Origin of the sequence: Stenotrophomonas sp. ATs4 (genome assembly GCF_051861585.1) — a bacterium.
Lineage (GTDB): Bacteria > Pseudomonadota > Gammaproteobacteria > Xanthomonadales > Xanthomonadaceae > Stenotrophomonas > Stenotrophomonas maltophilia_AS.
This window is the reverse complement of the sequence record NZ_JBLYPK010000006.1, coordinates 92,188-110,408: the sequence shown is the minus strand read 5'-3', so window position 1 is coordinate 110,408 and position 18,221 is coordinate 92,188. Positions and strand designations below refer to the sequence as shown.

At 67.8% G+C, this 18,221-nt stretch carries 17 protein-coding genes; 1 reads left to right on the top strand and 16 read right to left on the bottom strand.

Annotated features, from left to right (window positions below):
• Positions 1-15: 15 nt before the first annotated feature.
• The 13 genes from ABR323_RS12300 to hisS all read right to left on the bottom strand — a co-directional run bounded on the left by ABR323_RS12300 (position 16) and on the right by hisS (position 12,493).
• The gene (locus ABR323_RS12300) at positions 16-1,038 is read right to left on the bottom strand and encodes a glucokinase (protein WP_439449524.1); all 1,023 of its coding nucleotides are present in this window, start codon (positions 1,036-1,038) and stop codon (positions 16-18) included.
• 84 nt (positions 1,039-1,122) lie between these two features.
• The gene (locus tag ABR323_RS12295; protein WP_012480039.1) at positions 1,123-1,407 is read right to left on the bottom strand and encodes a hypothetical protein; all 285 of its coding nucleotides are present in this window, start codon (positions 1,405-1,407) and stop codon (positions 1,123-1,125) included.
• A gap of 34 nt (positions 1,408-1,441) precedes the next feature.
• Positions 1,442-3,031, bottom strand: coding sequence for a calcineurin-like phosphoesterase C-terminal domain-containing protein (locus tag ABR323_RS12290; protein WP_439449523.1), 1,590 nt, complete (start codon positions 3,029-3,031; stop codon positions 1,442-1,444).
• Between the two features lie 156 nt (positions 3,032-3,187).
• Positions 3,188-3,808 (bottom strand): bifunctional phosphoribosyl-AMP cyclohydrolase/phosphoribosyl-ATP diphosphatase HisIE, encoded by a 621-nt coding sequence (hisIE, locus tag ABR323_RS12285; protein ID WP_439449522.1) that lies wholly within the window; start codon positions 3,806-3,808, stop codon positions 3,188-3,190.
• A complete protein-coding gene (gene hisF, locus ABR323_RS12280; protein WP_439449521.1) occupies positions 3,798-4,574 on the bottom strand; it encodes an imidazole glycerol phosphate synthase subunit HisF in 777 nt (258 codons plus the stop codon). The genes hisIE and hisF overlap by 11 nt, the downstream gene beginning before the upstream one ends.
• A complete protein-coding gene (gene hisA / locus ABR323_RS12275) occupies positions 4,568-5,302 on the bottom strand; it encodes a 1-(5-phosphoribosyl)-5-[(5-phosphoribosylamino)methylideneamino]imidazole-4-carboxamide isomerase (RefSeq protein ID WP_439449520.1) in 735 nt (244 codons plus the stop codon). Before hisA ends, hisF begins: the two co-directional genes overlap by 7 nt.
• On the bottom strand, positions 5,299-5,901 hold the full coding sequence (hisH, locus tag ABR323_RS12270) for an imidazole glycerol phosphate synthase subunit HisH (RefSeq protein WP_439449519.1): 603 nt from the start codon (positions 5,899-5,901) through the stop codon (positions 5,299-5,301). The genes hisA and hisH overlap by 4 nt, the downstream gene beginning before the upstream one ends.
• Complete coding sequence (hisB, locus tag ABR323_RS12265) at positions 5,898-6,971, bottom strand: bifunctional histidinol-phosphatase/imidazoleglycerol-phosphate dehydratase HisB (RefSeq protein ID WP_439449518.1); 1,074 nt, start codon at positions 6,969-6,971, stop codon at positions 5,898-5,900. Before hisB ends, hisH begins: the two co-directional genes overlap by 4 nt.
• On the bottom strand, positions 6,968-8,062 hold the full coding sequence (gene hisC, locus ABR323_RS12260; protein WP_439449517.1) for a histidinol-phosphate transaminase: 1,095 nt from the start codon (positions 8,060-8,062) through the stop codon (positions 6,968-6,970). The genes hisB and hisC overlap by 4 nt, the downstream gene beginning before the upstream one ends.
• A complete protein-coding gene (gene hisD / locus ABR323_RS12255; protein ID WP_439449516.1) occupies positions 8,059-9,354 on the bottom strand; it encodes a histidinol dehydrogenase in 1,296 nt (431 codons plus the stop codon). The genes hisC and hisD overlap by 4 nt, the downstream gene beginning before the upstream one ends.
• Positions 9,351-10,262, bottom strand: a complete 912-nt coding sequence (gene hisG, locus ABR323_RS12250; protein WP_439449515.1) for an ATP phosphoribosyltransferase — start codon at positions 10,260-10,262, stop codon at positions 9,351-9,353. Before hisG ends, hisD begins: the two co-directional genes overlap by 4 nt.
• Before the next feature lie 34 nt (positions 10,263-10,296).
• A complete protein-coding gene (locus tag ABR323_RS12245) occupies positions 10,297-10,605 on the bottom strand; it encodes a YerC/YecD family TrpR-related protein (protein ID WP_439449514.1) in 309 nt (102 codons plus the stop codon).
• A 490-nt stretch (positions 10,606-11,095) separates the two neighbouring features.
• Entirely contained in the window at positions 11,096-12,493 is a 1,398-nt protein-coding gene (gene hisS / locus ABR323_RS12240; RefSeq protein ID WP_439449513.1) for a histidine--tRNA ligase, read from the bottom strand.
• A 127-nt stretch (positions 12,494-12,620) separates the two neighbouring features.
• On the opposite strand from hisS, the gene ABR323_RS12235 reads away from it, so the two are divergent.
• Complete coding sequence (locus ABR323_RS12235; RefSeq protein ID WP_135273410.1) at positions 12,621-13,373, top strand: Crp/Fnr family transcriptional regulator; 753 nt, start codon at positions 12,621-12,623, stop codon at positions 13,371-13,373.
• Between the two features lie 102 nt (positions 13,374-13,475).
• On the opposite strand, the gene thrC is transcribed toward ABR323_RS12235, so the two are convergent.
• The 3 genes from thrC to thrA are packed head-to-tail and all read right to left on the bottom strand — an operon-like array spanning position 13,476 to position 18,207.
• Complete coding sequence (thrC, locus tag ABR323_RS12230; RefSeq protein ID WP_439449512.1) at positions 13,476-14,762, bottom strand: threonine synthase; 1,287 nt, start codon at positions 14,760-14,762, stop codon at positions 13,476-13,478.
• Between the two features lie 29 nt (positions 14,763-14,791).
• Positions 14,792-15,706: a homoserine kinase gene (locus ABR323_RS12225; protein ID WP_439449511.1), complete on the bottom strand. Its 915-nt coding sequence runs from the start codon at positions 15,704-15,706 to the stop codon at positions 14,792-14,794.
• Positions 15,703-18,207, bottom strand: a complete 2,505-nt coding sequence (gene thrA, locus ABR323_RS12220; protein ID WP_439449510.1) for a bifunctional aspartate kinase/homoserine dehydrogenase I — start codon at positions 18,205-18,207, stop codon at positions 15,703-15,705. Before thrA ends, ABR323_RS12225 begins: the two co-directional genes overlap by 4 nt.
• Between the last annotated feature and the right edge of the window lie 14 nt (positions 18,208-18,221).

Here is an 18,221-nt window from a genome sequence, read left to right as displayed (position 1 = left end):
TGCCGGCCCTGCCGATCAGTCGTGCGTGGGCTGCCGCGCGGCGTGCCAGACCGCTGCACCGAGCACCCCCAGCTGGCCGTGCTCCACGCGCCATACCGGTACCTGGCGCAGCACCTCGGTCAGCACGCCCTTGTTGAGGAAGCGCTCACGGAAGCGGCCATCGGCCAGGAAATCCTGCACATGCGCGGAAATACCGCCTGCCAGGTACACCGAGCGCGCGCCGACGGCGATCGCCGCGTCGCCCGCCAGGCTGCCCAGCCAGGCACAGAACACCTGCAGCGTCTCCACCGCCAGCGCGTCCTCACCGCTGCGCGCGGCACCGATCAGTGCTTCGGTGCTGGTCCACACCGGGGTGGCACCGCGCAGCTCGCACAGGCACGGGTACAGGTTCATCAGGCCACTACCGGACAGCACGCGCTCGTTGTCCACGTGCGCCCAGCGCTGCAGCAGCTTGCCCAGCACCTGCAGTTCCAGCGCGTTGCCAGCGCCGAGCGCGGCATGGCCGATCTCGCTGGCCAGCACCGGGCGCTCGCCATCGGCAAAGCGCAGTGCCGCGCCCAGGCCGGTACCAGCCCCCAGTACCAGCGCCGGGAACGTCTGCGTTGGATCAGCATCGCCGTTCAACGGCACCAGCGTATCGGCCTGCAGGTACGGGATGGCCAGTGCCACCGCCTCGAAATCGTTGATCAGCTGCAGCTCGCGCAGCCCGGACTGCGCGCGGGTGGCCGACAGCGAGACCGTCCACGGCAGATTGGAATTGATCAGCACGTCGCCATCGAGCAGGCCGGCGATGGCCACCACCGCGGTCTGTACCGGTTGGCCGAGGCCTGCGCTGAAATCGGCCAGGATCGCCGCCAGGCTGGGATGCTCGGCGCAGGCATAGGTGCGGTGGCTGCCCAGCAACGGCGCCTGGCCTGGCTGGGTTTCGGCCAGAGCGAGGCGGGCAAAGGTGCCGCCGACATCGGCGACGACCAGACTGCGCGGAAGACCGCCGCGGGCGGAGTCGGAGGAAACCGGGGACGCTGCTGCGATGGTCACGCTGGCCTGCTTGGATCGATTGAATCGCCCCGATTCTCAGGCATCGGGGCGGCTTTGCCTAGCGCGCCGATGGTTCAGGTTGGCCTACATGCCTTCCTGTTCGGCCACCTGCACACCGTCCACCAGCACGCGCAGACGCTGCGGGCGGAAGCCGGCGAACAGCAGCGGCCGCGTGCGCTCGACCAGCACTTCGTGGCCGGCGATGTGGCGCAGCCACGACTGTACCAGCGAGAACGAGAAGTGGGTGCCCGGATGCAGCGGGTGCTGCACCCAGACCGTCTCGGTGGCGCTCTGCAACTGCATCGCACCGGTGAACCAGTGGCGGCTGAGGGTCACCGGCGTGGTGCCGGCCATGAAGCGGATATCCATGCGGGGTCCTTTCGCTGGTGCCCTGATGCGGATGTCAGGGTTGGGCAGTCTGCAGGCTGTAGCTGGTGGTGGCGGTGAACACCGCTCCGTCGGGCTGGGTGGAGCGGACCTCGACTTTGTGGCTGCCCACGGCCAGATCGGTCGGCAGCGCGCCACGCCACAGGTGCGGCGATGCGGTGGCCTCCGGCGAGCGGTCGTAGCCACGCAGGCTGCTGGCCAGGTCGTCGGCCACGTTCTCCACCATCAGCCGCGGATCGGGCTGGCCGACCTGCTTCATCGCCTGCCAGGCACCGCCATCGACGCGGTACTCGACCACGCTGGCGTCCTCGCCCATGTAGACGTTGGCATAGATGCCCCACGCCGGGTAGGCGCCCTGGCGCAACACCTTGGGCGCATGCAGGCCGATCTGCTCGCTGGCCGGTTTTCCGGCCACGCGGTACTGCAGCTTGTAGCTGCCATTGCCGGCCACGTCGAGCAACGCATAGCCCTTCGGTGTGCCATCGCTCATGGTGCTGTCCGGCACGCCAGCGGCGTCCTTCACCCCCGACCAGAACGCACCGCAGTTGGCGCCCACGTTGTACTCGTGCAGCGGCTTTTCGCCGTTCCAGCCATCGGCCTTGCCGTGGTAGACGTGCTGCTGGGTGTGGCTGTGGCCGCTGAGCACCAGCACGTTGCGGAAGTCCTTCAGCAGGTCGAACAGGCGCTGGCGATCGGCATGGCGGAAGGTCTCGCGACCCGGCGCGGCGTCGAACAGCGGGATGTGCATGCCCAGCACCAGCAGGCGATCCTTGTGCAGGCCCTTCAGGTAGCTGGCGAGGAAGGCGAACTGGTCTTCGCGCAGGCCGCCGACGTACTTCGGCTTGGCCTTGGGGTCGTACACCACATCGTCGAGGAACACGAAGCTGGCACCGCCCTCTTCCACCGCGTAGGTGTCCGGGCCGTAGATGTTGCGCCAGCTGTCCAGCGAATGGTCATCGCTGGCCGCGTCGAAATCGAGGTCATGGTTGCCCGGCACGTGGAACCACGGCACGCCAAGCTCGGTGGTGACCTTGTTGATCGCCGGGTACAGGGTCAGGTCGTCGTTGACGATGTCACCCAGGGTGGTGCCCATGCGTGCCTTGGTCTGGCCGACCAGCGGTGCCACGATCGACTGCTGGTAATAGCCGATGTCCTTCAGGCTGGCGGTCTGCGAATCGGTGAACACCAGCATCTGGAAACCACGCCGGCTGTCATGGCGGTCCGACTGCAGGGCGAAATCCCAGTTGCGGGTGACATCGCTGGTCGCGGCGATGCCGCCGTACTTCAGCGCCGGCGAGCCATTCGGGCGGTAGTGGCGCCAGAACGACGGCAGGCCGTCAGCCGCCTTCGGGAATGTATAGGCGTCCGGCTTGATCACGAACACGGTCTGGCCATCACGCACCGGCAGACTGTAGCCGCCGTCTGCAGCCGTCTTGACGATGGTCTCGCCGTTGGAGACCTGGACCCCGGCCAGGCCCGGATCGGTCGCGCCGCGACCCGGCCGGCCGTCGCGTTCCAGATACACCTTGCCGGTGACCACAGCGTCTGCGGCCCAGGCCGGCGAGGTCAGCAACAGGCAGCACAGCCAGGCGGCAGGCAGTTTCATGGACGGTCCGGGTAAAGAAAGACCGCCTATTGTAGATTCCGTTGATGACATCGCGCACGCGATGGCGCATTGCCGGTAGTGCCGGCCGCTGGCCGGCAGCCTCATGATCGTCGGGCATCCGGGGCTTGCCGGCCAGCGGCCGGCACTACCGCGCCATCAACGATGACGTTGTTCCAGCACCGCGCGCGCATCATCCAGCGACAAGCCGCGCGCGCGCAGCAGCACCAGCAGGTGGTACAGCAGGTCCGAGGCTTCGCCCAGCAGCGCCTCATCATCCTGCGCCACCGCCGCCAGGGCAGTCTCCACGCCCTCCTCGCCCACCTTCTGCGCGATGCGACGAATGCCACCCTCGAACAGGCTCGTGGTGTAGCTGCCCGGCGGGCGTTGCGCCTCACGCATCGCCACCAGCTGGCCCAGCCCGCCCAGGAAGTCCTTCGGCGCCTGGTCGAAACAGCTCTCGGCACCGGTGTGGCAGGTCGGTCCGGCCGGGCGCGCCATCACCAGCAGCGTGTCGGCATCGCAGTCGACACTGATCGACTGCACCACCAGCACGTTGCCGGACTGCTCGCCCTTGGTCCACAACCGCTGCTTGCTGCGGCTGAAGAAGGTCATGTGGCCGATGGCCAGCGTGGCCGCCAGCGATTCGGCACTGACATAGCCCAGCATCAGCACCTGCAGGGTGTCGGCATCCTGCACCACCGCTGGCAGCAGGCCGTCGCCCTTGCCCCAGTCCAGCGCCTGCAGCGCGTCCAATGACGGCTTCACTTCAATAGACATCCCGCACCTCGATCTGCTGCCCGCGCAGGTAGCGCTTCAATTCTGGAATGGCGATGGCGCCGCTGTGGAACACACTGGCCGCCAGCGCACCGTCAACATCAGCCTGGTCGAAGGCCTCGGCGAAGTGTTCCATCGCCCCAGCACCGCCGGAGGCGATCAACGGCACCTGGCAGAGCGCCCGCGCCTGCTGCAGCTGTGCAATATCGTAGCCACGGCGCACGCCATCGCTGTCCATGCAGTTCAACACGATCTCGCCAGCGCCGCGCCGCTGCGCCTCGACAATCCAGTCCAGGGTGCGCAGCGGCACCGCCTGGGTCTTGTCCGGATCACCGCTGAAGCGGCGCACCCGCCACTGGCCATCAGCCTCGCGTACCGAGTCGACACCGACCACCACGCATTGCACGCCGAATTCGTCGGCCAGTTCAGTGATCAGTTCGGGGCGGCCCAGCGCGGGCGAATTGATCGACACCTTGTCGGCACCGGCGAACAACACGCGACGCGCGGTTTCCACGCTGTCGATGCCACCGGCCACGCAGAACGGAATGTCGATCAACCGCGCGATGCGCTCGATCCAAGCCACGTCCACCGAGCGTGCCTCGGGACTGGCGCCGATGTCATAGAACACCAGTTCGTCGGCCCCCTGGTCACGGTAGCGTTGTGCCAACTCGGCGATGTCGCCCATGTCGACATGGTCGCGGAAGCGCACGCCCTTGACCACGCGGCCATCGCGCACGTCCAGGCAGGGAATGATGCGACGGCTCAACATGCCAGCGCCTCCGCCAGATCCATGCGCTGCTCCAGCAGAGCCTTGCCAAGGATGGCACCGCCGCAGCCGGCGGCACGCGCCTGGGCCACATCGGCCACGTCACGGATGCCACCGGAGGCCTGCACGGCCACACCCGGCAGCAATGCCGACAGGTGTTGGTAAAGGCCGATGTTGGGTCCGGCCAGCATGCCGTCACGGGCAATGTCGGTGCACAGCAGGTGGCGCATGCCGGCGCGTGCGTAGCGCTGGGCCAGGTCATCCAGGGTCACCCCGGCGTTCTCGGTCCAGCCGTGCACCGGCAGCTGCCACTGTCCCTGTGCGTCCTGACGGGCATCGAGGGCAATGGTGATGCGCTCGGCACCGAACTCTTCCAGCCAGCCGACCACTTCATCGGGGCGACGCACCGCCAGCGAGCCGACCACCACGCGGCCCGCGCCGGCATCGAGAATGCGCGCCACATCGTCGCGGCCACGCACGCCGCCGCCGGTCTGCACCTGCAGCGATGTCTGCGCGCGGATCGACGACAGCAGCGGTGCCAGGGTGTAGCCACCGGCGCGCGCGGCGTCCAGGTCGACCAGATGCATCCACTGCGCGCCCTGCGCGGCAAAAACCTGCGCACGCTGCAACGGATCGTCGCCATAGGAGGTTTCCTGCGCGTAGTCGCCCTGGCGCAGCCGCACCACGCGGCCATCACGGATATCCAGCGCGGGGTAGACGATGAAACTCATGCAGCAGTGCCCTCAAGGAAGTTGCGCAGCATCAACGAACCGGTATCGCCGGAGCGTTCGGGATGGAACTGCGCACCGAAATAGCGCCCCTGCTCCACCACCGCGGTGAACAGGCCACCGTGGTCACATGCGGCCACCGTGTGCGCATTGAGGGGCGCCGCATAGCTGTGCACGAAGTAGGCGCTGGCGCGCTCCGGCACACCCTGCAGCAGCAGCGATTCGCGCAATGGCAGCAGGCGGTTCCAGCCCATGTGCGGCACGCGGATGCCACAGGCCGGCACCAGTTTGCGCACCACGCCGGGAATGAGCCCCAGCGCTTCCACGCCCGCCTCCTCGGAGCGCTCGAACAGCAGCTGCATGCCCAGGCAGATGCCCATCAACGGCACCTCCAGTCGCTGCAACGGTTCCACCAACCCCTGCGCGTGCAGGCGCTGCATGCCGGGACCGGCGGCGCCGACGCCGGGCAGGATCACCCGCTGCGCACCGGTCAGACCGTCTGCATCGCGCACCAGCCGCACCGTCGCGCCCAGGCGCTCCAATGCATAGCGCACCGAGCCCAGATTGGCACCGCCGGCATCGATCAGCGCGATCTCGCTCACAGCGCCCCCTTGGTGGTAGGCAGTGCGGTGCCCTGGCGGGCCAGCGCCGGACGCAGCGCGCGCGCCAGCGCCTTGAAGCAGGCTTCCACCTTGTGGTGATCGTTGTCGCCGCGTACCTGCAGATTGAGGTTCAGGCCGCTGGCGTCGCACAGCGAGCGGAAGAAATGCGGTACCAGCTCGGTCGGCATATCGCCCACCCGCTCACGCTTGAACTCACCCTCGAACACGAAATACGGGCGGCCACTGAAGTCAAGCGCAGCGCTGGCCAGCGTCTCGTCCATCGGCAGGGTGAAGCCGTAGCGGCCGATGCCACGTTTGTCGCCCAGCGCCTCGCGCAGCGCCTGGCCCAATGCAAGACCGGTGTCTTCGATGGTGTGGTGTTCGTCGATGTGCAGGTCACCCTCGGCCTGGATGTCCAGCGCGAAGCCGCCATGCTTGCCGATCTGTTCCAGCATGTGGTCGAAGAACGGCAGGCCGGTGGAGATGTGCGCATCGCCCGCGCGATCCAGGTCCAGTTCAACGCGGATCTTCGTTTCCTTGGTATTGCGCTGGACCACCGCGGTGCGCGGCGCGTCGGCCAGCGCATGGGCAATGCCCGGCCAGTCCCACTCGCCACCGAACTGCTCGGTGCGCAGCTGGAAACCACGGATGTTGAGGTTGTCGGCGAACTGCAGGTCGGTGATGCGATCACCCACCATGCCCGAGCGCGCCCAGTCGATGCTGCGGTCCTGCAGGTAGGCGGTCATCAGGCCGATGCCCGGCTTGCGGGTCGGCGCATTATCCTGCGGCCAACTGCAATCGATCAGCACGTCACGGAAGGTGATGCCCTGGCTCTCGAAGATCTGCAGCATCAGCTCGTTGGGACCCTCGAAGCTGGCACGCGGGTAGCCGTCGCTGCCCAGTCCATCCTGGTTGGTGACGATGACGAACTGGTAGCCGGCATCACGCAGCTTCAGCAGCGCCGGGATCACCTGCGGCACGAAGCGCAATTTCTCGTAAGCATCGATCTGGAAGTCGGCCGGCTCCTCGATGAGGGTACCGTCGCGGTCGATGAACAGGATCGGGGTCATGCTGCGGCCCTCCGCGCCGACAGGGCCGCAAGCACGCGGTCATTCTCATCGGGGCTGCCGATGCTGATGCGCAGCGCATCGCCCAGCTGCGGTGCGGCGCGCTGGTCACGCACGACCACGCCCGCAGCCAGCAGCGTATCGAACGCAGCCTGGGCATCAGCGAAGCGGACCAGCAGGTAGTTGCCGGCCGAGGCATACACCCGGCGCACGTCAGGCAGGCCGACCAGTGCGGCGCGCAGGCGTTCACGCTCGGCGATGACCGTGGCTACGCGCTCAGCGGTGCGTGCCAGCGCGGCCGGCTGCAGTGCCTGCACGGCCAGTTCCGCGCACGGCGTCGGCACCGGGTACGGCGCCTGGCAGCGGCGCAATACGGCAATCAACTCTGGTGCGGCGATCAGGGTGCCGATGCGCGCGGCAGCGAGCGCGTGTGCCTTCGACAGCGTGCGCAGCACCGCCAGGTTTGCGTGAGCGGCCAGCAACGTGGTCGCCGAGGCGCGCTGCGCGTACTCGACATACGCCTCGTCCACCACCACCAGCGCCTGGCCTCGCAAGGCAACCGCCACACGTTCAATGTCGGACAGGTCGATATCGCTGCCGGCCGGGTTCGACGGCGCACACAGGAAGACCAGCTTTGCACGCTGCGCCTTGGCAGCTCCGATGACCGCGTCCAGATCGGTACGCAGGCCCTCTTCGGTGTCCACCAGCGGAACGTCGATCAGCGGCGCGCCCTGCAGGCGTGCACAGACCGCGTACATGCCGAACACTGGCGAAGTGACCAGCACGCCATCGCGGCCCGGCACGCACAGGGCACGCACCAGCAGATCAATCGCCTCGTCGCTGCCGCGGCCGACCAGCAGCTGCGGCGGCGTCACGCCGTACAGCGCCGCCAGGCCCTCGCGCAATGCCAACGGCTGCGGCTCCGGATAACGACGGCTGCTGCCCGCAACGTCAGCCGGATTGGCCCACGCCGATTCGTTGGCATTCAACCAGACCTCGCCCTGCACCGCTGCGCTGCGCGCCGAACTGTAGCCAGCGAAGGCCTGCAGATCCGGGCGCACCAGTGCCAGCACGTCATCAATGGCGGCGCTCATGCGGCGGCCTCCATGCGCAGGGCAACCGCACGCTCGTGCGCATCCAGGCCTTCGGCGCTGGCGATGATGCGCGCGCAGCCGCCGATCGCTGCCAGGCCGGCGGCGCTGGCGCTCTGCACGCTGATCAGGTTCTGGAAGCTGGCAACGCTCACGCCACTGTAGGCACGCGCGGCACCGGCGGTGGGCAGCACGTGGTTGGTGCCGCTGCAGTAGTCACCCAGCGCTTCAGGCGTGTAATCACCCAGGAACACCGAGCCAGCCGCCTGCACCCTGTCCAGCCACGCACGCGGTTCGCGCAGCGCCAGGATCAGGTGCTCGGGCGCATAGCGGTTACTGATCGCGAAGGCTTCGTCCAGCGAATCGACCTGGATCAGCCGCGAAGCCGACAGCGCCTGGCGTGCGATCTGCTGGCGCGGCAGCAAGGCCACCTGGCGCTCTACTTCGGATTCAACGGCCGCCAGCATCGCGGCATCGTCGGTCAGCAGCAACACCTGCGAATCGGGGCCGTGCTCGGCCTGCGACAGCAGGTCGGCGGCGACGAACGCCGGATTGGCGCCGGCATCGGCAATCACCAGCACTTCAGAGGGACCGGCCGGCATGTCGATGGCGGCGGCACCGTCCTGTGCCACCTGCTGCTTGGCTTCGGTAACGAAACTGTTGCCCGGCCCGAACAGCTTGTCGCAGGCCGGAATGCTAGCGGTGCCATAGGCCATTGCGGCGATGGCCTGAGCGCCGCCCAGCTTGAACACGCGCTGCACGCCGGTCAGCCGCGCGGCCACCAGCACCGCCGGATCGGCCGTGCCATCGGCGCGCGGCGGTGTGCACAGGACCACCTGCGGGCAGCCAGCCAGCTGTGCCGGCACACCCAGCATCAACGCGGTGGACGGCAGCGGCGCGCTGCCGGCCGGCACATACAGACCCACCCGACCGATCGGACGCAGCATACGTTCGCAGACTACGCCCGGCGCGGTTTCCACCGCATAGCCCGTGCCCATGCCAGCGGCGTGGAAGCGCGCGATGCGCTCAGCGGCGTCCACCATCGCCTGGCGCAGTTCGGCGGGCACGGCGGCTTCGGCGGAGGCGAATTCGGCATCGCTTACTTCAAAGGACGGAAGCTCGACACCATCGAAGCGCGCGGTGATCGCGCGCAGTGCGTCGTCACCCTGCGCGCGCACCTGTGCGATCAGCGCGGCGACGGCATCGCGGGTCTGCTGCGCCACGGTCTGCACCGGGCGGGTCAATGCCGCGCTGCGCGCGGCCTCATCAAGTCGGGACCAGATCAGACGGTTCATGCCAGCGACCGCTCCACGCTCAACACCATCAGGCTCTGCGCACCGGCACGTTCGAGTTCTTCCATGCGCTGCCAGCTCAACGGGCCGGGACACATGGTCTGCAGGCGCAGCGCGCCACCATCGGCTGGCAGCCGTACCAACGGCTCGGCATCGGCCAGCAGCTGCGCCAGCGCGTCGACGCGATCCTCGCTGGCGCGGAACATCAGCAGCTTGCGGTCCTGGCGCTGCACCACGCCATCGAGGCGACGCAGCAGCATCGCGCGCAGCGACGCGCGGGCGTCATCCGGTACGCGCGCCGCACCGGCCAGCACCGCCTCGCTGTCGAGCAGGTTGTGCACTGGGGTCAACTGGTTGGCACGCAGGGTGGCACCGCTGGAGACCAGATCGCAGATCAGGTCGGCGGTACCCAGTCGCGGGGCGATTTCCACCGAACCGGACAGCTCGACCACCTGTGCGTCCACGCCCTGCTCGGCCAGCCACTGCTTGAGGATGGCCGGGTAGCTGGTGGCGATGCGGGTGCCGGCCAGCTGTGCCGGACCCTGCCACTGCCACTCCTCGGGCACCGCCAGCATCAGCCGGCACTGGCCGAAACCCAGCCCGCGCAGCGCCTGGTAGGCATCCGGCAGGCCGGTCTGGCGACGCGCTGCGGCCTGCTCATCCAGTTCATTGCGGCCGACGATGCCGAGGTCGCAGACGCCGTCGGCGATCAGGCCGGGAATGTCGTCGTCGCGCACCAGCAGCAGGTCCACCGGCAGCGATTCGCCGTAGCAGAACAGCTTGTCGCGACTCTCGCGCCAGCTCAGGCCACAGGCGCTGAGCAGGTTGCGGGCGGGCTCGGCCAGCCGGCCACTCTTCTGGATGGCGATACGCAGCCGGTCTCGTGCCGGCGCTGCCTGGGTTGCACTCATGGGGGAGGTCTCGAAGTTCGGAACGGGGCGCGGATCAGCGCGAAGCAAGGCGGTCGATGGCGGCGGCATAACCTCGATGGCCATGCTCGAGCGTGCGTGCCACCCGTCCAGTGGTGGTCACGCTGACCCCGGTGCGCTCGTGGATCTCGCGGTACGGCACGCCCTGCTGCAGCAGCGGCACCACCTTCCAGCGGTCGGCCATGGCTTCCAGCTCGGCGGGGGTGCACAGGTCACGCAGGAAGGCCTCCACCTGCTCGGGCTCGCGCAGGGCGGCAAAGGCCTGGGCCAGGGCTTGCAAGTCGGCCTTAGGGTCTTTCGCGGCGATGTCGGGACGGGTTTTCACAGGCAAGGCTCTTGCATCAATGTAATAGCGTGTTAGTACATTAACGCATTCTTGCGCAGTGCGTCAATCCGGTGGCTCATAGGGTCAGATCCGGTTTCCTTTTGAAAACGGATCTGACCGCTGGACCGGATGCCGGAAACGCAGAACGCCCACCAAAGGGCGGGCGTTCTGCTTTCAAATCAATACTCTGGCCATACTCAGGGTTGGCAGCGAACCTCCGCCTGCAGCGCCCCGCGCCGAAGGCATTCGCCGAACAGGCTGCCCTGCCGGCTTGGCAGGGAGTGGATGTTCTCCAACGTCCCTACTCCCGCCGGGCACTTCCGCGCCGCCAGGGTTCGCAGGTCACCCTCCAGCTGCGCGCGGTCGATCACGTGGCAGCGGTCAACCTGCAGCCTGTACTGCGCCGGACCGATCCGCGCACTGTGTAGTGCAGGATCACTCTGGCAGCCCGCCAGCAGGAGCACGCTCAGCGCCCCTGCGGCGGCCCGCGTCACGCCATCGCCTTGGACTGCTCCAGCTCCACCTGCAGGGTGCTGGCCAGTTCGTCGCGCGACACTTCGAACTGCTGCTCACGCACCAGGTCCTTCACCGCCACCACGCCACGCGCCAGCTCGTCCTCACCTGCCAGCACCACAAAGCGGATGCCAGCCTTGGCCGCGTACTGGAACTGCTTGCCGATCTTCTTCGGCTCCATCTGCACTTCGGTGTTGATGCCACCGCTGCGCAGGCGGCGCGCGATGTCCAGCGACTGCGGCATGCCCTGCTCGTCCATCAGCGCCACCAGCGCCTGCACGCTGCTGGCCTCGATGCCATCGATCAGACCCGCCTCGCGCAGCTGCCAGAACAGGCGCGACAACCCGATGGAAATGCCAACGCCCGGCAGCTTCGACTTGCTGTAGTGGCTGGCCAGGTCTTCATAGCGGCCGCCCGAGCAGATCGAACCGATCTGCGGGTGATCGGTCAGCGTGGTCTCGTAGACGGTTCCGGTGTAGTAGTCCAGGCCGCGCGCGATGGAGAAGTTCAGGCAGTACGCGGTTTCCGGCACGCCCAGCGCCTGCACCAGCTGCAGCACTTCGCGCAGTTCGGCCACGCCGGCACGCAGGGTCTCCGACGATTCCGCCGCCGCTTCCAGTGCGTCCAACTGCGCCAGCGCATCATCGTGGCCCTTCGAACGCACGGCGACGAAGGCCAGGATCTTCTCGACCTGTTCGACCGGAATCCCGAAGCCCTCGCCCACCAGCGTGTCGCGCACGTAATCAGCGCCGCGCTTGTCCAGCTTGTCCACTTCGCGCAGCACCGCCAGCTGGCGTTCGCCTTCGGCCACGCCCAGGCTCTCGAAGTAACCGCGCAGCAGATTGCGGTTGTTCAGCTGGATGCTGAAATCGCCGATGCGCAGCTCCGAGAACACCGCGTGGATGACCGCCAGCACTTCGGCGTCGTAACGCACGCTCAGGCTGTCCTTGCCGATCACATCGATGTCGCACTGGTAGAACTCGCGGAAACGACCGCGCTGCGCACGCTCGCCGCGGTACACCCGCTGCATCTGGTAGCGACGGAACGGGAAGGTCAGTTCATGCTCGTGTTCGGCTACGTAGCGCGCCAGAGGCACGGTCAGGTCGAAGCGCAGCGCCATTTCCGGCAGCGAGCGGTCGCCCGATTCGGCCGCATTGGCCAGCGCGCCGGTGGACTGCACGAAATACACCTGGCGCTCAGTCTCGCCACCGGATTTGGTCAGCAGCACATCGGACAGCTCGAACACCGGCGTCTCCACCGGCAGGAACCCGAAGCGCTCGTAATTGCGGCGGATCACGTCCAGCATGCGCTGGAATGCAATCTGCTCGCGCGGCAGCAGTTCAAGGGTGCCGGGCGGGGTACGGGGCTTGATCACGGGCGGAACTCCTGCTGGAACGGGACGTGGGAGGGGGCGACATTCTAGCGCCCCCGCCTCGGGCAGGGTCGAACGGCCGCTTGAAGTATCATAAGGCCCTCCCCGACCGCGATACGCCCCCCGCAACATGTCACGGCCTTCCGGCGCTCCGCCCGCCACCAATGACTCCGCCTCGCCGTCCTGCGTCACGCAGGACTGCCTGCACTGCTCGGTTCGCCACCTGGCGGTGTGCTCGGCGCTGTCGCCCGATGAAGTACAGGCACTGGAACAGGTCACTGTTTCGCAGCCGGTGACGATGGGCAGCACCCTGGCCCGCACCGGCGAGGAACGCCAGCATGTCTATACATTGACCGGCGGCGCACTGCGCCTGGTGCGCACCCTGGCCGATGGGCGCCGCCAGATCAACGGTTTCGTGCTGCCCGGTGACTACCTGGGCCTGAGCGGCAGCGATCACCATCGTTACGACATCGAGGCCATTGCCGACAGCCGCGTGTGCCGCGTTGCGCTGCCGCAGATGAAGGCGCTGCGCAGCCGTTTCCCGCATCTGGAGCGCAAGCTGCTGCAGCGTGCCTGCCAGGAACTGGATGCCGCCCAGGACGCCGCGCTGGCGCTGGCACGCCTGCAACCGGCCGAGAAGCTGGCCGATTTCCTGCTGCGCCTGGCTGCACGCGAGGCCAAGCTGGGGGGCGACGGCCTGCGCGTGTCGCTGCCGATGGGCCGGGGCGATATCGCCGACCATCTGGGCCTGACCATGGAAACGGTCAGCCGCACCTTCACCAAACTGCGCCAGCAGGAGCTGATCGCCCTGCCCCACCTGAACGTGGTGGAGATCCTCGACGAAGATGGGCTGCGCGAACTGGCCGGTGAAGGGTTGATCTGACCGCATCGCGGTTCATGGGGTTGCCGGCCAGCGGCCGGCACTACCAGATGGACGCAGCACGGGTAGTGCCGGCCGCTGGCCGGCAACCCCAGACACCTTAGATCAGCGCATCAACACCTCACGCAGCGCCGCGTAGTCGGCCGCCAACGGTTCGGCATGTGCCGGTCGCTGCAGCAGCGCTTCCAATGCAGGCGGCACCGCCACCGGACCACCGATCAACGGCTCGACTACCGCCTCGAACTTGGCCGGATGCGCCGTTGCCACCACCGCCCAATCACCCTTGGCACCGCCATTGCGCAGATCCTGCAGCACCTTTGCTGCGGTGGCCGTGTGCGGGCAGAACAGCTCGCCACTGCTGGCATGCTCAGCCGCAATCGTCGCGCGGATGGTCACGTCATCCACCGCGAACGCGCGGAACGCAGCGCGCAGCTCGGCGTCTTCTCCGTGGTAAAGCCAACGCAGGCGCTCGAAGTTGCTTGGTGCCCCTACGTCCATTGCATTTGCAACGGTGGCCACGCTGGCCTGCGGCTGGTAGTCGCCACCACTGAAGTACGCCGGCAGTACCGCGTTGGCGTTGGTGGCCAGCACGATCTGCCCGATCGGCACGCCCAGCGCGCGCGCCAGTACTGCGGCCATCGCGTTGCCAAGATTGCCGGTCGGCACCACCAGGTTGAGCCGGCGACGATGCGCCGCGTAATGGGTCAGCGCCGCATGTGCGTAGTAACTCATCTGCGGCAACAGGCGGCCCAGGCTGATGCTGTTGGCCGAGCTCAGTGGCACGTTGGCCTGTAGTTCGCGATCGGCCAGTGCCTGCTTGACCATGGCCTGGCAGTCATCGAACGAACCGGCCACGCGCAGCGCACGGATGTTGTCACCGAAGCAGCCAAGCTGATGCGCCTGACGCGGGGACACGCGGCCATCCGGATACAGCACCACCACGCGCACGCCCGGCTGGCGATGGAACGCCGCCGCCACCGCAGCACCCGTATCGCCAGAGGTGGCGACGACAATCGTCAGATCGCGATCCCTGCCGGCCTGCAGCCGCGACAGAATGCCGGCCAGGAAGCGCGCACCAATGTCCTTGAACGCCGCGGTCGGACCATGGAACAGCTCCAGCACGTGGTCGCCATCGCCGAGGGAGCGCAGCGGGACCGGGAAGTCGAAGGCCTCGCGGCAGATGGATGGCAGCGCGTCTTCCAGCGAATCACCCGCAAAGAACGGCGCCAGCAGATCAGCAGCGGTATCGGCCAGGGTCGTGCCAGCATGCAGTTCACGCGGGGCAGGCAGAAGCTCGGGCACATACAGCCCGCCATCGGGTGCCAATCCCGCGGCGATTGCCGCACTGAGGCCAACGGCAGGCGACTGCCCACGGGTCGAAACGAAATGCATGGGTTCGGTATCCAGTAGAGGGGAAGGATTCAGCACAGCCGCGCTCCCGGCGCATCCAGCGGCGACACCCAGGCATCGCTGTCAAAGCCGGCAGCGGCGAATGCCGCCCGCACCGGTGCAGCGGCGGCACGGGCCTGGTCGGCATCTTCGAACCAAGCGAACACACTGGGGCCGGCACCCGAGATGCCCGCGCCCATCGCATGGGCTGACAGCGCTGCATCGCGTGCCGCCTCGAAGCCGGCAATGAGACCAGCGCGGCGTGGCTCGACCAGCACATCGCGCAGGCCCGCGCGCACCAGCGAAGCATCGCTGCGATGGCAGCCACTCAGGACCAGCGCCAGGTTGGCACTCTGTGCCACGAACTCCCCCAGCGCATAGCTGCCCTGCAGCGCCTGCCGCGCCCTGCGCGTTTCCAGTACCGCATGCGGATGCACCAGCAGGCTGTGCCAGCTGGCCGGCACCGGAATCGGCAGCAGGCGATCGGCGGTGCACAACGCCAGGCCACCCAGCAGCAGCGGGCCGACGTTGTCGCCGTGACGGCCACCACTGGCCACCGCCTCGCCATCCAGCGCATGCGGGTAGAGCGCCTCGCGCGGTAGCGGTGCCTCCAGCAGCGCATTGGCGGCGACCAGCGCGGCAACACTCGACGCCGCCGAACCGCCCATGCCGGAGCCGAACGGAATGCCCTTGTCGATCTCGACCGCGAAACCGAAGTCCAGGCCCAGGCCTTCGCGCAGCGACATCAGTGCAGCACCGGCAGTGTTTGCGGCGGCCTCCAGCGGCAGCGCGACGGCACTGCCACGGATCGCCTCGATGCGCACCACCGGCTCATCGATGCGATGCACGCTGACGGTGTCGCCAATACCGGCGATGGCATGCCCCAGGATGTCGAAGCCTACCGCCACGTTGGCTACTGAGGCGGGTGCGAACGCACGTGCGATCACAGCCGCGCCCCTTCACCGGCAGCCACCCGCAGCAGATCGGCGAACACCCCGGCCGCCGTGACTTCCGGGCCCGCGCCCGGACCCTGCACCACCAGCGGGTTGTCGCAGTAGCGGCGCGTACGGAACTGCACCACGTTGTCGGTCAATCGCAGGTTGGCGAAGGCATGATCGGCTGGCAGCTCCTGCAGGCCGACCGAGGCACCGTCCGCCCCCAGCTGCGCCACGTAACGCAGCACCGCGCCACGCGCCCGTGCGTCCTGCAGACGCTGCAGCAGGCTGGCGTCGGACTCCCCAAGGCGCGCCATGAAATCATCCACGCTGCCCTCGCGCAGCAGCGCCGGCACCAGGCTTTCCACCTGCACCTGTTCCAGGCTGAGCGGATGACCGGCTTCGCGGGCCAGGATCACCAGCTTGCGCGCGACATCGACGCCAGACAGATCGTCACGCGGGTCCGGCTCGGTATAGCCCATCGAACGCGCCTGTGCGACCAGTGCCGAGAACGGCTGGCTGCCGTCGTAGCGGTTGAACAGCCAGGCCAGCGTACCGGAGAAGATGCCATCGATGGCCAGCACCTCGTCGCCGGTATCGACCAGGTCGCGCAGCGTGGTGATCACCGGCAGGCCAGCGCCCACCGTGGCCTCGTAGCGGAAGCGCGCGCCGCTGGCAGCGGCGGCGGCGCGGATACGTTGATAGCGTGCCAGCGGACCGGCACCGGCCTGTTTGTTCGGGGTGACCACATGGATACCGGCGGCCAGCCAGCCCTCATAACGTTCGGCCACCTCGGCACTGCCGCTGCAATCGATCACCACCGCGTGCGGCAGGTGCGCGGCCAGCAGGTGCTCGGTGAAACGATCCAGATCGCTGGCTTCGCCCGCATCCTGCAATGCCTCCCGCCAGTCAGCGTGCAGGCCATCTCCTTCCAGGCGCATGCGCGAACGCGAGGCCAGTGCGCGCAGACGCAGATCCACATTGGCCTTGGCCAGCAGCTGCGGGCGCGCGGCCAGCAGTTGGTCCAGCAGTGCGGCACCGACGTTGCCCGGCCCGATCACCCCGACCGCAAACGTCTGCGGCGACAGCCAGAAGCCCGCATGTGCAGCCCGCAGCGCACGGGTGGCATCGGCACTGTCCACCGCCACCGAAATGTTGCGTTCGGACGATCCCTGCGCGATCGCCAGGATGTTCACCTGCGCACGACCCAATGCCTCGAACAGGCGCGCGGCAACGCCCGGCTGGCCGGCCATGCCATCACCAACCGCGGCCAGCACGCTGACGCCCTCACTGACCTGCACGCGCTGCACATGCCCCACCGAGAGTTCATGTGCGAACGCCTGCAACAGCGCCTCTCGGCCGCGCGCGGCTTCGGCGGCACGCACCACGCAGCAGATCGAATGCTCGGAGGATCCCTGAGAAATCATCACCACCGAAACCTGCGCCTGACGCAATGCCGCGAATACACGCTCGGCAGTACCGGGCACGCCGATCAGGCCGGTGCCCTCCAGATTCAGCAGGGCCAGCCCGGGGCTCAGGGTCAGGCCCTTCACCGGCCCGCGCGGCGAGCGCTGGGCACTGATGCGCGTACCAGGATGCGTCGGCTGGAACGTGTTGCGGATGAAGATCGGCAAGCCAAGGCGGATCGCCGGCGACATCGTCTGCGGGTGGACTACCTTGGCGCCGAAGTAAGCCAGTTCGCAGGCCTCGTCGTAGCTCAGCGATTCCAGCTGCACCGCCTCGGGTACCAGCCGCGGGTCGGCCGACAGCACGCCGTCGACGTCGGTCCAGATGTGCAGTTCGTCAGCGTTGAACAGTGCGGCGAAGATCGCGCCCGAGTAGTCGCTGCCATTGCGGCCGAGCGTGGTGATGCGATCGTGGCGGTCACGGGCAACGAAGCCGGTGGCGACCAGGCGCGACTGCGGATGCTGCAGGCGCCATTTGGCAAGGCGGTCGGCACTGGCTTCCCAGTCCACATCCACACCCAGCTCGCCGTGCCCCACCACCAGCACCTCGCGCGCGTCGAGCACCGCGCAGTCTTCGCCCAATGCACGCAGGTGGGTACCGAGCAGCTGCGCGGAAAACACTTCGCCCAGGCCCTGCACGCGGTCCAGCACCTCGCGGGGCAGTTCGCCGATCACCGCCAATGCTGCCAGTACCTCGGCCAGCTGGTCGAAGCGCGCATCGATCCACTCCACGGTCTCGCCCACCTGCTCACCCAACAGGGCCACGGCAGCGCCACGATGGCGGGCGCGCAGCGCATGCCAGGCCTCGCGCCAGCCTTCATCGCCCTTGGCCGCCAGCTGGGCCAGCTCGATCAGCGCGTCGGTGACGCCCTTCATCGCAGAAACGACAGTGACCTGCAGCGATTCGGGGCGCGCCAGCAGCAGGCCCGCAACATGGCGGTAGCGTTCGGCATCGGCCACCGAGGTGCCACCGAACTTGTGCACGACAGTTGATGGCGCAGCCAGATCGGCCGGGGCAACGGGATGGGCGGGGGCGTGGGAAGACATGCAGACCTCGGTAG

Coding starts and splice junctions, on each gene's coding strand:
- ABR323_RS12295 (WP_012480039.1), bottom strand. CDS start 1,407: ATGGATATCCGCTTCATGGCCGGCACCACGCCGGTGACCCTCAGCCGC.
- ABR323_RS12290 (WP_439449523.1), bottom strand. CDS start 3,031: ATGAAACTGCCTGCCGCCTGGCTGTGCTGCCTGTTGCTGACCTCGCCG.
- hisIE (WP_439449522.1), bottom strand. CDS start 3,808: ATGTCTATTGAAGTGAAGCCGTCATTGGACGCGCTGCAGGCGCTGGAC.
- hisF (WP_439449521.1), bottom strand. CDS start 4,574: ATGTTGAGCCGTCGCATCATTCCCTGCCTGGACGTGCGCGATGGCCGC.
- hisA (WP_439449520.1), bottom strand. CDS start 5,302: ATGAGTTTCATCGTCTACCCCGCGCTGGATATCCGTGATGGCCGCGTG.
- hisB (WP_439449518.1), bottom strand. CDS start 6,971: ATGACCCCGATCCTGTTCATCGACCGCGACGGTACCCTCATCGAGGAG.
- hisC (WP_439449517.1), bottom strand. CDS start 8,062: ATGAGCGCCGCCATTGATGACGTGCTGGCACTGGTGCGCCCGGATCTG.
- hisD (WP_439449516.1), bottom strand. CDS start 9,354: ATGAACCGTCTGATCTGGTCCCGACTTGATGAGGCCGCGCGCAGCGCG.
- hisG (WP_439449515.1), bottom strand. CDS start 10,262: ATGAGTGCAACCCAGGCAGCGCCGGCACGAGACCGGCTGCGTATCGCC.
- ABR323_RS12235 (WP_135273410.1), top strand. CDS start 12,621: ATGTCACGGCCTTCCGGCGCTCCGCCCGCCACCAATGACTCCGCCTCG.
- thrC (WP_439449512.1), bottom strand. CDS start 14,762: ATGCATTTCGTTTCGACCCGTGGGCAGTCGCCTGCCGTTGGCCTCAGT.
- thrA (WP_439449510.1), bottom strand. CDS start 18,207: ATGTCTTCCCACGCCCCCGCCCATCCCGTTGCCCCGGCCGATCTGGCT.